The organism is Parasediminibacterium paludis (genome assembly GCF_042651445.1).
GTDB classification, from domain to species: domain Bacteria; phylum Bacteroidota; class Bacteroidia; order Chitinophagales; family Chitinophagaceae; genus Parasediminibacterium; species Parasediminibacterium paludis.
In genome coordinates, this window is sequence record NZ_JBHSDC010000029.1 from 264,195 (window position 1) to 278,793 (window position 14,599).

13 protein-coding genes are annotated in these 14,599 nt (G+C 38.6%); 5 read left to right on the plus strand and 8 right to left on the minus strand.

The genetic code is table 11. The features are described from left to right. The first annotated feature begins 279 nt into the window (after window positions 1-279). The 3 genes from ACFOW1_RS14990 to ACFOW1_RS15000 all read left to right on the plus strand — a co-directional run bounded on the left by ACFOW1_RS14990 (window position 280) and on the right by ACFOW1_RS15000 (window position 5,775). Window positions 280-3,114 (plus strand): TonB-dependent receptor, encoded by a 2,835-nt coding sequence (locus ACFOW1_RS14990; RefSeq protein WP_379015391.1) that lies wholly within the window; start codon window positions 280-282, stop codon window positions 3,112-3,114. Window positions 3,115-3,144: 30 nt separating this feature from the next. Further along, window positions 3,145-4,530, plus strand: a complete 1,386-nt coding sequence (locus ACFOW1_RS14995) for a hypothetical protein (protein ID WP_379015393.1) — start codon at window positions 3,145-3,147, stop codon at window positions 4,528-4,530. Window positions 4,531-4,608: 78 nt separating this feature from the next. Then, window positions 4,609-5,775, plus strand: coding sequence for a hypothetical protein (locus tag ACFOW1_RS15000; protein WP_379015394.1), 1,167 nt, complete (start codon window positions 4,609-4,611; stop codon window positions 5,773-5,775). A gap of 271 nt (window positions 5,776-6,046) precedes the next feature. On the opposite strand, the gene ACFOW1_RS15005 is transcribed toward ACFOW1_RS15000, so the two are convergent. The 7 genes from ACFOW1_RS15005 to ACFOW1_RS15035 form a co-directional block, all read right to left on the minus strand. Continuing rightward, window positions 6,047-7,375, minus strand: coding sequence for a glycine-rich protein (locus ACFOW1_RS15005; RefSeq protein ID WP_379015395.1), 1,329 nt, complete (start codon window positions 7,373-7,375; stop codon window positions 6,047-6,049). A 194-nt stretch (window positions 7,376-7,569) separates the two neighbouring features. Next, the gene (locus ACFOW1_RS15010) at window positions 7,570-8,481 is read right to left on the minus strand and encodes a helix-turn-helix domain-containing protein (protein ID WP_379015396.1); all 912 of its coding nucleotides are present in this window, start codon (window positions 8,479-8,481) and stop codon (window positions 7,570-7,572) included. 51 nt (window positions 8,482-8,532) lie between these two features. After that, a complete protein-coding gene (locus ACFOW1_RS15015; RefSeq protein ID WP_379015398.1) occupies window positions 8,533-9,570 on the minus strand; it encodes an aldo/keto reductase in 1,038 nt (345 codons plus the stop codon). A gap of 168 nt (window positions 9,571-9,738) precedes the next feature. After that, entirely contained in the window at window positions 9,739-10,980 is a 1,242-nt protein-coding gene (locus ACFOW1_RS15020) for a DUF3570 domain-containing protein (RefSeq protein ID WP_379015400.1), read from the minus strand. 64 nt (window positions 10,981-11,044) lie between these two features. Then, complete coding sequence (locus tag ACFOW1_RS15025) at window positions 11,045-11,275, minus strand: DUF4266 domain-containing protein (RefSeq protein ID WP_379015401.1); 231 nt, start codon at window positions 11,273-11,275, stop codon at window positions 11,045-11,047. A 13-nt stretch (window positions 11,276-11,288) separates the two neighbouring features. After that, entirely contained in the window at window positions 11,289-12,224 is a 936-nt protein-coding gene (locus tag ACFOW1_RS15030; RefSeq protein ID WP_379015403.1) for an FAD:protein FMN transferase, read from the minus strand. A gap of 5 nt (window positions 12,225-12,229) precedes the next feature. Beyond that, a complete protein-coding gene (locus tag ACFOW1_RS15035; RefSeq protein WP_379015405.1) occupies window positions 12,230-12,676 on the minus strand; it encodes a thioredoxin family protein in 447 nt (148 codons plus the stop codon). A 242-nt stretch (window positions 12,677-12,918) separates the two neighbouring features. Between ACFOW1_RS15035 and ACFOW1_RS15040 the strand changes: the two genes are divergently transcribed. Beyond that, window positions 12,919-13,545 carry a pseudouridine synthase gene (locus ACFOW1_RS15040; RefSeq protein ID WP_379015763.1) on the plus strand — a complete coding sequence of 209 codons (627 nt, stop codon included), beginning with the start codon at window positions 12,919-12,921 and terminating at the stop codon, window positions 13,543-13,545. A gap of 224 nt (window positions 13,546-13,769) precedes the next feature. Beyond that, a complete protein-coding gene (locus tag ACFOW1_RS15045) occupies window positions 13,770-14,303 on the plus strand; it encodes a hypothetical protein (protein WP_379015406.1) in 534 nt (177 codons plus the stop codon). 43 nt (window positions 14,304-14,346) lie between these two features. Here the strand turns inward: ACFOW1_RS15045 and ACFOW1_RS15050 are convergent, their stop codons facing one another. Then, window positions 14,347-14,574 (minus strand): YtxH domain-containing protein, encoded by a 228-nt coding sequence (locus tag ACFOW1_RS15050; protein WP_379015407.1) that lies wholly within the window; start codon window positions 14,572-14,574, stop codon window positions 14,347-14,349. Window positions 14,575-14,599 lie beyond the last annotated feature (25 nt).

The window sequence follows — 14,599 nt, forward strand, 5'->3', positions numbered from 1 at the left end:
TTTGCAGCGACTGTTAGATAAAATATAGTAAATGATGAGTATTTAATGGCAGCAATTGATGAAAATTCGTAGTAATTACTGCACTTATCGTAAAACAAAAGCTACCATCAAGTTAATTTTAAATACCATTTAAACCAGCCTGAGCGCATTGTTGATGCCAAATTTCAACCGTTTGTTAAGCTTATGTGATATTATTATTACCTAATAGTTAAGTTCGGTGAACGATTCTTGCGAATTTTATTTAAAACATAGTATTGCACCGTAACAACAAAGCAATCTATGCAAGCAAATCGACTCTTTTTTGTCAAAACCCTTTTTACGCTTTTCTTAATCGTTGGTATATTAAGTGCTTCATTTGCACAAACCATTAAAGGAAAAGTGTTCGACCGCAATACTGGCGAGGCATTAGCTGGTGCCAATATTGTATTGAAAAATACAAAATATGCCGCTATCGTAAACATTGATGGTAGCTATACCATTAAAGCTGTTACCCCAGGTACTTATACACTAGTAGTATCTATCGTGGGCTACCAATCGCCACAAGAAACAACCGTTGTAGTAAAAGAAAAAGGTATCACAGTAGTACCAGATTTTCAGTTGCTAACCAATGCTAAATCTTTGGTGGAAGTAGTATTAGTAGGTACTGCAGACAAGCGTTCTGATAACGCTGTTAGAAATATTGAAAAGAATTCCGATATCGTTCAGAATATCTTATCAGAAAAAACCATCCAGTTACTACCAGATGTTACAGTGGCGAACGCTTTACAACGTGTAAGTGGTGTAACCATACAAAGAGACAATAGCGGTGAAGGTAGATATGCCATTATCCGTGGTATGGCGCAACGCTATAATAATACATTGGTGAACGGTATTAAAATTCCTAGTCCAGATGACAAATACCGTTTTATTCCAATGGATATCTTCCCTTCTGAAATGCTTGAAAGATTGGAAGTGATCAAAGCATTAACACCGAATATGGAGGGTGATGCGATTGGTGGTACGATGAATTTAGTAATGAAAAGTGCACCTGATAGATTCTTGTTCAGCGCCAATGTTTCTGGCGGTTATTCAACTTTATTTTCGTCATCTAGACCATTTACCGCTTTCGACCACAGTACTATTAATAAATTATCTCCTTCGGAAATCAGAGGTAATAATTATGCTGGTACAGCAGGTGATTTCCCTTTAAACAATGTACACTATACCAACAGATCTTATCCTGTCAATAGTACCATGGGTGCTACGATCGGTGATCGTTTTTTGAATAAAAAATTAGGGGTAATCGTTTCTGCTAGTTACCAAAATTTTTATAAAGGCGCCAATTCTCAAAACTTAATACAAAGTGCACAGCCAGGTTACAATCCTACAGGCAATACACCAGTATTTACAGATGCTTATGAGCGTCAATACTCTACGCAAACCAACAGATTTGGTATTCAAAATAAAATAGATTATGTGTTCAACAGCAAGAACAAAATTGCTTTGTTCAATCTATATGTTCACCAAAATGAATACCAAACAAGATTTACGCCTGATACTACCGTAGGTACCAATTCATCAGCAGCTAGTAGATCGGTAGATGTATCTTATAGAAGCAGATGGCAAATACAAGATATTTACAATGCAACTTTGCAAGGTGACCACCAATTGTCTAGTCTTGTAAAACTAAACTGGAGTGCTGTTTATTCAATTGCTAAGAGCCAAGTGCCAGATATGGCCAGCTATAACTTTAATGCGAATGTAATATTAGACCCTAGCGGTAAAGTTACCAGAGTAGATTCTACAACTTATGGTACAGGCATGCATCGTATTTGGCAGCGCAATAAAGACCAAGATTATGCAGGTTATGTAAACCTTACTTACACACCTACTATTTTAAATACAAAAGTTGAATTTGAAACGGGTGGTTTGTACAGAGCGAAAACAAGAGATAATTTTTACAATGATTATAGCTTGAAAGCCATTTCAACAACCGTTCAGCCTTTCCATTCTATCGATCAAATAGGATTGGCATTTAGCCCCGCTGCTAATGGTACTGGTGCCGTAACTGCAGTGAATGCGAATACCTACACAGCGCATGAATATATTGCTGCTGCTTATATACAAGCTAAATTCATGTTGCTAAAACAATTGCAAATATTGGGTGGCTTAAGAGCTGAAAATACACAACAAGATTATACAACGGTAATGCCTTCAACCTTTGATGCTAAAAATGGCACCATTAGTTATGTTGATTTATTACCTAGTGTACACTTGAAATATGCATTGAAAGCGAATCAAAACATCCGTTTGTCTTATTTTAAATCTGTCAGCCGTCCAGGCTTTGGTGAATTAGTGCCTTATATTCTACCAGGTGAGCAATTTGATGAAATTGGTAATCCTTATTTAAAGCACGTACAAGCCGATAACCTAGACTTACGTTACGAATTATTCCCAGGTCATGCTGACCAATTATTATTAGGTGCTTTTTATAAGCAATTACAAAATCCAATTGAATATTTTGTAACAAGAAATGGTGGTCCAAGTGCTTTATTTATTCAACCAGGTAATGCGAATAATGCTACGAACTATGGTTTTGAAGCTGTGTTTACGAAATACTTCGGTAAATTTGGTGTATCTGCTAACTATACTTACACCCATTCTGAAGTTACCACTAATAAATTATTTTACCATTATGTGGCTGGTACTGGTGTTACCACAGATGTGGTATCTCAAACAAGACCATTACAAGGACAAGCAGACCACGTAGGTAATTTGTCTTTCTTATATAAAGATCCAAAAGCTGGTCTAGATGTTCAAATTGCGTTCTCATATACAGGTGATCGTATTGCGCAAGTATCGCAATACTATAATTTAGATACTTGGCAAAAACCATTTAGCTCATTGGATCTATCATTCGAAAAAAGATTGGCAAAACGCTTTTCTTTCTATGCGAAGATTAACAATCTAACCAATGAACCAAATAGACTATATCTAAAAACAGCGCCTTCTGTCATCAATCAATCGTTCTCAGGTGGTTATACCATTCCTTACCAAACCAATGCGAATTATACTATTGTACAAAGAGACAGCTATAAACTTGGTTTCTTAGGTGGCTTTAGATACAAATTTTAACAAACATTAATTATAATAATATTACACGTTATGAAAAAATTAATCATACCAATCTGTATCTTATTATCTGGAACTATTTTTTCTGGATGTAAGAAACTAGCAGAAGACGATTCTAATATCTATAAATACATATTACCAGCGGGTTCTACCGTGAGTGATGTCGCACCATTGTGTGGTTCTATTAAAGGGGTGATGTTAACAGGTAAAACCTATACCTTGGGTTGTGATGTTTATGTGAACAAAGGCGATACTTTATTGGTACAGCCAGGTGTGAAAATTATATCAACCAATAGTGCAGGGATAGTAGTAAGAGGCTCTTTTATCAGTTTGGGTACGAAAGAACAACCCAATACATTTACTGTAGCTGGTCAAATAAAAGATGCAACACCGGGTATTCCTTTGGCATCGGATAGTGCCCACAAAGGTTTTTGGCGAGGTATTATCGGCGATACATCATGCACCAATATGATTATCAAATGGACGCATATTGACTTTGCTGGTGCAGCTTATGGAAATGTTGTTGGCCCTGCTGTCAATCAAAAAGCAAGTACCTCTTATTGTATCTTATTCCAAAATCCAAATGGTAATTTTATTTTAGAAGATAGTTGGTTATGGGGTGGAACGGATGATTGTATCAGGGTATCTAATGGTAAAATACATGTATTCCGTAACACTTTTGAGAAATGTGGTGGTACTGGTGGTGACATCGTAAACGTAAAAGGTGGTACCGTGGGTACAATGGCCTACAACTTCTTTATTGGTACAGCCTACAATGGTCAAAAAGCATCCAATAAAGGACAACCTATTGGTGCGCAACAAACAAATATTGTGATGTACAACAGTACATTCGTAAACGGTGGTTTGCAAGTAATACCTGGTCAAAGAGGTTCTTGCATCAATTTTGAAGAAGGTTCTAAAGGCGCATTTTTTAATAATGTGGCTGTTAACTGCCGTGTAGGTTACCGCGTAGTAAACAATCCAGTGGCCGATACGTCAAATCTTACCTATGGTAACAACTACCAATACGCCGATTCTTTAAGTATTGCCAACCAGTTCTTTACGTTTGGTCCTGTTTGTACAAGACCACAACCTACAGATTTACCGTTGCCATCTACTTATTTACCTGCTAATTATACATATGGCGCTACCTACGATGGTACACCAGTAGTAAAGGTATTGAGTCCACAGTTTGTTAATTTTCCTTTACCAGAGCCTGTATCGCCTTGGTCAGTGTCTGCTATTGGTAATGCCAACTTTAGATTGCAACCAGGTTCGCCGTTAATTGGTAAAGGTAACACAACCATTGTACCTCTAGTAGTAGTACCTGTAGATCCAGTATATGGCGCTTCAGAAGTAACACCGCCGGGTGCAGATTTAGGCTGCTACCAAACCAACGGTAGAGGCAACCAACACTAATTAGTAAATCAATTATATTAAAAAACATCGAAGGTTTACTTCGATGTTTTTTTGTAAATACGCTTATTTTATTTTGTTATGAAAATCTATCAAACCCTTGCAATACTGCTATTTCTAAGTATTGGCATACTGTTGTCCTGTTCAAAAAATAATAGCAATAATGGTGGTACGCAGCCAAATAAGGTTGACACTACCCCACTTCCAAATACGGTGGCTAAATGGGATACTTTACGCGTAATGGCCTATAATATTTTATATTTCGGCGATGGCTGTCAAGGTACCACCCCTGTATTAGATGGCTATTTTCAAACCATTATGAAATATGCACAACCAGATATTTTGAGTTGTGAAAAAGTAGAGGCATTTTACCCAGTGGCAGGCGCATTTGGTAATGTAGCCGATGAATTATTGAATAATGGCTTAAATACCGTATTCCCGAACCAATATGCGTATGCTACGCCAACAAATGCGAGCAATGGTAAAAACATGAATATTCTGTTTTATAACAAGCAGAAACTTAGCTATGTAAAAACGCAAACCTTGGTGACTAATGTGACGGATTTTAATATCTATAAATTGTTTTACAATGATGTCAACCTATCCATTACACACGATACTACTTTTCTATATGTGGTATTGAATCATACACAATCTGGCTCGTCTAGTGCAATCAGAGACCAACAAGTGGCACAGGAAATGACGGCATTACGTACCAAATTTTTATATTTTCCTAATCTAATTAATATGGGCGATTTTAATACAGCAAGCAGTTTGGAAGCAGGGTATCAAACCATTGTTACTGGTGCAGATAGTACCACCGTTATGAGCGACCCGCCTTATGCCCCAGACGGATTATTAAAATACCCTGGCAATTGGGATTTAGCGCCCAGTTCTGTTGCGCCTTATCTTACCACGTCTACTAGGGCTTCAGCAAGTATTCCAAATACTTGTGGTACCAGCGGTGGCGCCAAAGGTTGGTATGACCATATCTTTATATCACCATGGCTTATTAAGGGATCTAATTATATGACCTATATCCCTGGTTCTTATCAAACCATCGGTAATGATGGCAACCGATTGGGCGTGGATATCAATGCATCCATTCCTACCGTTAATACCGCTGCCCCAACGCCAGTGATCAATGCCTTATTTCAATTTTCTAATAAATATCCTGTGATGATAAAATTGGCAGTAAAAGCCAATAGAAATGCGGTAAGTTTAACAGATCCTGTAGAAAGAAATTAAGCCATTGATTAAACTGTCGGCTAGTACACAATCAGGTGGCAGATTCCCTTGCTACTAACTTGGGCTAATGATGCATAACCACAAAAAGGTAATAGTGACAATAAAATGCGGTTGTGTATTAGAAAATACACAACCGCATTTGTTTAGTACATTGTCTATAAATTAAAAGTCTCTTTTTTTACCGTGACTACTGCATGTACTATAATACTTTTTGTCTTGATAAATTGCTTATCACAAATAATCCCAAAGCGGTAGTCATTTTGATCTATTACTATTGCTTTATAAATGTAGCTGTTTCGCCACTTGCTAATTTAATAATATAAGTACCTACTGGTAAGTTTGCAACGCTAATATTATTAGACCTACTATTAATAAAACCAGTTGATACAACCTTTCCATTGGTAAGCATAATAACGAAAGCTAGTTTGTCTGTTACAGTATTATTGATAGTAACCGATAGTTGGTTGTTAACAACTGGATTAGGATAGATACTGAGTTTTTTATTATCAGCGGACAATACCACTGAACGCACATCGCTTAAGGTATATTTGCCATCTTTGTCTACTTGTTTTAAACGGTAGAAACTCTCGCCCTTGCTTGGCAAACTATCCACAAATGAATAGCTGGACTTACCACCTGCTATTTTACCTTTTGATGTCCAGTCAATAGTATTAGTACTACTTTCTACTAAAAAATAATCATTATTAATTTCATTAGCGGTTGTCCAAGCTACTAATACATTACCCTGTGATGGTGTTGCTGTAAAGGAAACCAGTGTAACAGGTAGTAAATTGGTACTAATGATGACGATGCCATCACCTGCATTATAACCTTGCGTGTGTGTTACATTCGTTGCTGTACTTAGGGTATAGCTAGAACCGCCCGCACCACTACTAAAGCTACCGCCGCCGCCGCCATAATAGCCGCCGCCACCGCCGCCGCCTACGTTACCACTACCGCCATTACCACCTACACCCAAACTACCATCTCCGCCTTTTGTATAGCCTGAGAATAAACCCCCAATACCGCCTGCACTTTGAGTACCACCTGTAGCTGCCCTTGAAACACCATTAACATTTCCCGAAGCCCCAACAAGACCACCGCCATCTCCGCCACTGCCGGTAGAAACATTATAATCATTAGCACCGCCACCGCCGCCAGCTACCACAATTCTATTACTTAAGCCAGTACCCCCTCTTCTAATATCTGATGCGCCGCCGCCGCCGCCAGCACCAACATTATATGCATCTGAACCATTTCCGCCACCATTAAATCCACCATTACCTGCGGTGGTAGAAGAAGTCCCATCATTACCTTTTCCACCCACATAAATATTGAGTACTTCGCCAGGGGTAACGCTTACCGTGGCTACGACACGACCACCCTTTCCCGCACCCGCCGGAAAGCTAACACCATTTTTATAGGGAACACCACCACTAGCACCTCGTACATCTACCGTGATGGTTGTAACACCAGCAGGTACAGTATAGGTTTGTACACTACCCGTGTAATTGAAGGTAGTTTGCGCTAGGGAAGTACCACAAAACTGGGTACCTACCAACAATAGAAAAACTGTAAAGCGTAAATTTTTTAGTTTCATAGACCTTGTTTTTAGTTTTAATTGCAAAATAATACAAGTATTTATACAATAAATGCAGTAACGATTTTTTAATTGACAAAGTTGGATGCAAAAGGTTTAACGAAAGAATGAGAGAAAACTAAGATATAGGCTAGGTGTCCCACATAGCCTTGGCTAGCAGTAAATTAAGTATGGTGAACAGCTGCTATTCATAATTAATTAAAACTATGTCTATAAGCCAAAGGGGTAATACTGGTTTTGTTTTTAAATAATTTGCTGAATGATTGTGGGTATTCGAAGCCAAGTTGGTAGGCAATTTCACTAACCGATAAATTGGTAGTGGTTAAAATTTCTTTTGCCTTTTCAATTAGAGCATGGTGAATATGCTGTTGCGTATTTTGACCAGTTACTTGACGCAGCATATCGCTTAAATAGGCGGCCGAAACATGCAATTCTTTGGCTAATTTTTCTACAGTGGGTAAGGTCATGTTGGTATTCGTAGTGAAATAACGATCTAACAATTGTTCAAAATTTACCAATAAATCATTGGTGGCCATTTTTCTAGTTATAAACTGCCTACTGTAAAAGCGGTTGCAATAATTTAACAATAGGGCAAGGTTTGATACAATAACATCTTGGCTAAAATGATCCAGTCTTGCGTCAATTTCATGTTGAATATTTTGCACTATGACTTGAATGGTTTTCTCCTCTTCGGCAGAAAGATGTAATGCTTCATTAACATCGTAAGCAAAAAAACCATACTGCTTAATAGTGGTTCCAAGTGGATATTGCCGAATTAAGTCTGGGTGAAACAACAATGACCAACCATCTTTATTTCTATCCGCTGCCCCTTCAATGCCGATGATTTGTTTTGGGGCAATAAAAGACATCGTACCCTCATCAAAATCGTACTGGTTTTTGCCATATTTCAATAGGCCCTTGAAACTTCTTTTGATAGAAATATTATAAAGGTCTAGCAGTAATCTTTGCCTATTTGCTAGTTCTGTCGTAGGTACGCTTTCGTGTTGGATAATCGTAATTAATGGGTTAGCAGGGCTTGTTAATCCCATATAACGGTGTAGTGCTTGGATAGAACTAATTTTTTCGATATTTGGTAGATGTGTCATAGCAGAAAAGCGTAGGCAGTAGATAATGGTGCCTACGCTTGGTGTATAAATTTAAGCATTTAGAAAATCAATCCCTGCACTTCTATCCGCAGTCATAATGTCAAGCACATTCCCTGGATATTCAACTGGCAGTTCACTTACCGCATGCAGTTGTTGTAATGCTTCCGCTGTCAACGCCACATCTACAGCTGCTAAGTTATGCTGTAGTTGTTCTAATGTAGTAGCGCCAATGATGACGGTACTTACAACAGGTTGGTGCAATAACCATGCTAAAGCGAGTTGTGCAACAGACACTTGTAGCTGCGCTGCCATTGGTATCAACACTTCTATAATATCATAAGCCCTTTGTTCATGAAATGGCGGAAATGGAAAATGCGTTAGTCTGCCGCCTTCTTTTGGTTCGTTCCTTCTGTATTTACCCGAAAGTAAACCACCACTTAAAGGGCTCCAAACCATCAAGCCTACTTTTTGGTCTTTCAATGCTGGTAGTATGTCCCGCTCTATATCTCTTACATTCAATGCGTAATTGGCTTGCAGTGAAACAAACCTATCTAAATGATGGTATTGCGAATAAGCTAGTCCTTTCATTAATTGCCATCCTGCCATATTGCTAGCGCCAAAATACCTTATTTTACCACTTCTTACTAAGTCATCTAATGTTTTAATGGTTTCCTCAATGGGAGTTAATGGGTCTACCGTATGAATTTGATAGAGGTCAATATAATCTGTTCCTAGCCTTTTTAAACTTGCTTCCACTTGTTGGATAATATGCTTTTTCGAAAGCCCTCTATCGTTTTCTCCCTTGCCCATTGAGCCTCTTACCTTAGTGGCCAATACCAAATCATCTCTGTTGATAGAAAGGTTGCTGATGGCTTTGCCAATCATCACTTCTGAAAGCCCTTCTGAATAAATATTGGCAGTATCAATAATATTAACCCCCGCCTCAATCGCTGTTGCTATCTGTTTGTCAACAGCAGCTTGGTCAAGATTGCCCATATAACCAAAAAATCCTTTTCCACCATAATTCATAGTGCCCAAACAAAGTGTTGATACCTTTAAGCCGGTATTGCCTAAAATTTTGTACTTCATATTTAATGTTGTGTTAGTGAACTGCAAAGCTGACTAAAGCACGCACAGTTACTGTATCTTAAATGCAGTAGTTTGTGTTCAAATCGCTGGTGGTAGGATATATGGGCTTGCATAAAACACAACAGCCACCCATAGGGTGGCTGTTGTGTTAACATAATTAATAAAAACTTATTTAAACTGCATCGACAAAGAAATAATATTGGATACCAATTCGGTGCTTTGCAAGTAGTGGCCATAGCGCAGTTCGAGCGAGCTTAAATGGGTTTTTAAAATACCATCTGGCGGTGTAATTTTTATACCTGCGCCAATATATTGGCTAGATAATGCCGAGAGGGCATAGTTGCTCGTAAAATATTGATCGGTGTTTTTATGCGCTAAATAAGGCGCAAAATAGTCCGACGCTGTTTGTGTGTAATACCTGTAAAATGGCGATACTGAAAAAAACGGGGTAATTTTTACTGGTATTTCTATCTCTGCCGTATGCGCCAGTAAACCCCAATCATCTTTATAAAAACGGTAATAACTACGGATGATAAATCGATCGCCTGCAAAATAATTTAGACGTAAACCAATAGGTAATTTAAATCGGTTGGATGGTAGTTTTTCTACTTGTTCACTGCCATCAGAAAAAAATACGCGGTGAAATGGTAAGCCTAAATAACCGTTTTGGTCTACAATATCAGTGGTAATGCTAGCTTGTAATCTTGAATTAATCACTTGAGAGAAGGTAAACGAACCTGACAAAGTATTACGTGGTGAGGTTGGAATACTATAGCTAGAACCGCCACCACCGCCGCCAATCGTTCTACCACTAGCTGTAGTAGTGGTGCTGGTAGAAGTGCTGGTACTACTAGTAGGGATTAATTCTGATGGATATATTAGGGTTACTTTATCTAAATAAGCACTCACTTTGACGTCAAATTGACCATCGTTTTTGGTTTTAACGGAGGCAGAAGCATTCATACCAAACGAATGGTAGTTGTACTCGCCAGAATAAGAAACGCCTAACCCAAAACTAGTGCCTTTTGCTTCATTTTCTTTTAACCAATCTAACGATGGGTAAATACGGGTGCCTTGCGTTTTTGAAGCGCCAGACTTGGCCACATAAGCTTGGGAAGCGGCTGTGTGGTGGTCGAATCCTAAACCCAAAGTCAACGAGTGTTTGATATTGCTCATATCTCTACCAACAAACTTTAAATTAAGTCCGTTAGATAAATCTACAACGTGTTCGTCGCCAATACCACCTCTTACAGCAGAGTGATTGCCATCCTGTACATAATAGCTGGATACTAAATTGGTTTCTTCAAGCTTTAATGGCTTGGGTTCATATATAGAGTCGGGTACGGTTTGGGTAAATGCTTTGAAGCAAAAGAAAAATAAACCCACAACCGATAAACAGATTTTTTTCATGTGTTTTTAGTTGAGCTTGTTAATGGCTACATAGCGTAGTTAAAAGTTTTGGTAACAAAAATGCCTAGTTACAGCCGCAGCCGCCACCGGTTTTGCCACCATTAGCACCAGAAGCGCCTTCGCGGTAGGTCATCGCATTAAGTTCATTGTGTTGTACATTTCTGCTAGATAATGCCATTTCTGAATCATTGATTCTACTTTTTTGATACGCTTTTACATGGGTACAAGCGGTTGCTGATACAATCACAATAAGTGATAGTATTGCTAATTGCCAGCGGTTAGTGCTTTTTGTCATAAAGGAGGGTGTGTTAATTTAAATGTATGTTTTTGGAAGTATATAATCGGTTGTGATCGTCGATAACAATGGCTTCAATATTGTGTATTTGATTAATCATATCTAGGCCAGCTTCAATACCCATAATAGTAACAGGCGTTGCCATAGCATCGGCTATTTCAGCATTGGTAGAAATAATGGTAACGCTTTTAATACCCGTTACCGGTAGGCCAGTGCGTGGGTCAATAGTGTGCGAATATTTTTTGCCATCTACCAGAATATATTTTTCATAATTGCCCGAAGTAGCAACCGCCATATTGGTAATAGCCATATATGAAAATATTTGCTGCGCACAATCAGGATTGGCAATACCAATGGTCCATTGATTACCATCAGGTTGATAGCCCCAGGTGGTTAAATCGCCAGAGGCGTTAACAATCCCACTAGTTACACCTGCGGCTTGCATCACCATTCTGGCGCGTTCGGCCGCGTAACCTTTGCCAATACCCCCAAAGCCAATCCGCATACCTTTTTCTGCTAGATATACAGTGGTATTGGCGGCATCCAATACTATATTTCTATAATTAATTAAACGTACCATTTGTTTGGCTACAGCCTTGCTTGGTAAGCTTTTCATAGTGGTATCAAAATTCCACAATTGTTTATCTACCGAGCCATAGCTGATATCAAAAGCGCCTTGTGTGACTTTAGAAATGCGGATAGAGCGTTCAATTAGGTCAAATATTTCTTGGCTTACCTGCACAGGTGCAATACCTGCATGCTGATTGATTAAATTGGTTTCGCTGCTATCTCGATAGGTTGTTAATAAAGCTTCAATACGTTGTATTTCCGCAACCCCAATGGCTATGGCTTCATGCGCCCAAGCGGCATCGTGGTGCACAACACTGATCTCAAACTGGTTGCCCATGAGTTGCATGCTTTCCTTAAATGTTTGAAGCGCAGTGACCATACGGTTTAATGTTTGTCAGTATCAATTGCCGCTGCTATATCTGCAATAAATTCATTGATGGTAGCTTTAGGATAACCATCCCATGATTTAACCACTTTTCCTTTATCGTTCAACAACACTGTTAATGGAAAACTGCCTTGTGTATTATATTTATCAGCGATACTATTATTGATAGCCTGTTGGGCACTACTAAGTTGGTTCTTTTTTTGTCTTGGAAAATCAGCATTTACCAATACTAATTCGGTACTAGCGTATTTTTCAAAAATGGGATTATCAAAAATATCACGGTGCATTTTAATGCAAGGGCCACACCAATCAGATCCAGAAAAATTAAGCAATACATACTTGTGTTCTTTTTGTGCTTGGGCAAAAGCATCGTTAAGATTATGCTGCCAATTGGTAAAAGCAGATAAACTGACAAATAGTACGATGGTGGCTACTATACGTTTCATGTTGCTAAGAGTAATGTATAAATAATGTAGATAGCAAGATTACGCTTATTGATGCCCAGCAAATGTTAAAACTTGCTTAAGCACATACATCATTTTTACAGCAATATACTATTTATTAAGAGGCTATTGTCATACTGTTTAATGAATATTGCTAACCTGCCTCCACAAAGGGTTATTATCCCTATTTACCAAATAACAAACGTTTATTTGCACCCTCTTAAGCAAGTTATTAACCCGCCATGATGCATCGCTATTTTGTTATCAATAAACCCTATCATATGGTATCGCAGTTTATTAGTTCGCATAAAGTGCGCCTGCTTGGTGATGTAGATTTTGATTTTCCAGAAGGGACACATGCTATCGGCAGATTGGACAATCATTCTGAGGGCTTGTTATTGCTTACGACCGATAAAAGGGTTACCAAACTATTGTTTGAAAGTCAAATACCGCACAAAAGAACCTACTTGGTAAAAGTGCGCCGCGAGGTAAGCCCTGAAGCCTTGTTGCAATTGCAAACAGGTGTTTCTATTATCATTAAAGGTGGGGTCAGCTATACCACGCCGCCCTGCGATGTACAAATTGTTACGCCACCAGCCGATTTATTTGTGGGCGGCTCTCGGCAGCGAGAAGATTTGCCCTATACTTGGCTATCTATTACTTTAACCGAAGGTAAATACCACCAGGTGCGTAAAATGGTGGCTGCGGTTCACCATTCCTGTGTTCGCCTCATTCGCACAAGTATTGAAGGGATAGAGCTTGGCAATTTGCAGCCAGGAGAAGTAAGAGAAATGGCAGCAACCGATTTTTTTGAACAATTGCATATTGATAGGTGGCAAGAGACAAAAACTAGCGATGAGAATAATTTATAACTTGTTTGTAGGCCTTTTGATGTAGTTAAATGGACCTTTTTCGCGATGGTATGCGCAATTTGCATGATATAGAACGGCCGCTTTGTAGTACTACACACTTTTTTGTGTAGTACTACGCTCAAACCCCCCTTTTTTTAGGATAATTTAATACGGCTTGATATAGCTTCTTGTTACCTTCACAGTGTTTAAGAACCAATGAGTTGGCTCATAAAATACCCTTCTAAATGACTCTGAAAGACTTTATTTTCGATGATACCAATCATTTGATTGGCCTACAGCAGCATGCTTTTTTTGGTAAAAGCGTATTCTTAATTTTAGTAACCAAAAATTTTTTAATTGGCTTAGAATTAAATAAGAGCCTCAGTGTTGAAAATACGCCTACCTTATGGGCACAAGCAACGCCAGAGAAAAATACCCCACGAGGTTCTTTCTCAAATCCCTATTCCTACCTTAAGGAAAAATATGTGCGTGCGGTAGAAAAAAAATATTTATTCGATCAAAGTATTCAGTCGATAAGTAGTCGCAACTTTAGAATCGATAGGATAGATATTGAAAATGTGCATTATGAACCTGTTAAAATTGCAGGTTTCGATTATCCCCATGAAGGCAGACTGCATATTCGCTATAAAAAACGTGACAAAACCAGTAGAGGTAGTAGAACCAAACACGAAGCCTCTTTTATCATTCTTGGTGAACAAAAGGCAGCAGAAATAGCAAGATATATCACCAAGCAGCCCGCCGAAGAGATGGCTTTATAAAAATTGAACGCAATAATACTTATATGAGGTGTAGTTGTTGAAACTACGCCTCACTTATTTTCGCCTCCATCTCATCTAATTTTACTAGACGCTCGTGGATGAATTGGTCGAGTTCGTCGCCTAAGTCCGCCCATTGATGCTTGGCGTCTGCCATCAGTTTCTTGCCTTTATCGCTAGATAAAAATAACGCTATGGCTGCCCCTGCGGCTGCGCCCAAAATAAGGCCTCCTAAAAACTTTTTATTGCTCATACTATAACGCTTTACATACATTTACTAGAATAATAACTTGGCACAG

What these genes read in the sequence shown, in the direction of transcription:
- ACFOW1_RS14990 (WP_379015391.1), top strand. Translation starts at nt 280, where the DNA reads ATGCAAGCAAATCGACTCTTTTTTGTCAAAACCCTTTTTACGCTTTTC.
- ACFOW1_RS14995 (WP_379015393.1), top strand. Translation starts at nt 3,145, where the DNA reads ATGAAAAAATTAATCATACCAATCTGTATCTTATTATCTGGAACTATT.
- ACFOW1_RS15000 (WP_379015394.1), top strand. Translation starts at nt 4,609, where the DNA reads ATGAAAATCTATCAAACCCTTGCAATACTGCTATTTCTAAGTATTGGC.
- ACFOW1_RS15005 (WP_379015395.1), bottom strand. Translation starts at nt 7,375, where the DNA reads ATGAAACTAAAAAATTTACGCTTTACAGTTTTTCTATTGTTGGTAGGT.
- ACFOW1_RS15010 (WP_379015396.1), bottom strand. Translation starts at nt 8,481, where the DNA reads ATGACACATCTACCAAATATCGAAAAAATTAGTTCTATCCAAGCACTA.
- ACFOW1_RS15015 (WP_379015398.1), bottom strand. Translation starts at nt 9,570, where the DNA reads ATGAAGTACAAAATTTTAGGCAATACCGGCTTAAAGGTATCAACACTT.
- ACFOW1_RS15020 (WP_379015400.1), bottom strand. Translation starts at nt 10,980, where the DNA reads ATGAAAAAAATCTGTTTATCGGTTGTGGGTTTATTTTTCTTTTGCTTC.
- ACFOW1_RS15025 (WP_379015401.1), bottom strand. Translation starts at nt 11,275, where the DNA reads ATGACAAAAAGCACTAACCGCTGGCAATTAGCAATACTATCACTTATT.
- ACFOW1_RS15030 (WP_379015403.1), bottom strand. Translation starts at nt 12,224, where the DNA reads ATGGTCACTGCGCTTCAAACATTTAAGGAAAGCATGCAACTCATGGGC.
- ACFOW1_RS15035 (WP_379015405.1), bottom strand. Translation starts at nt 12,676, where the DNA reads ATGAAACGTATAGTAGCCACCATCGTACTATTTGTCAGTTTATCTGCT.
- ACFOW1_RS15040 (WP_379015763.1), top strand. Translation starts at nt 12,919, where the DNA reads ATGCATCGCTATTTTGTTATCAATAAACCCTATCATATGGTATCGCAG.
- ACFOW1_RS15045 (WP_379015406.1), top strand. Translation starts at nt 13,770, where the DNA reads ATGACTCTGAAAGACTTTATTTTCGATGATACCAATCATTTGATTGGC.
- ACFOW1_RS15050 (WP_379015407.1), bottom strand. Translation starts at nt 14,574, where the DNA reads ATGTATGTAAAGCGTTATAGTATGAGCAATAAAAAGTTTTTAGGAGGC.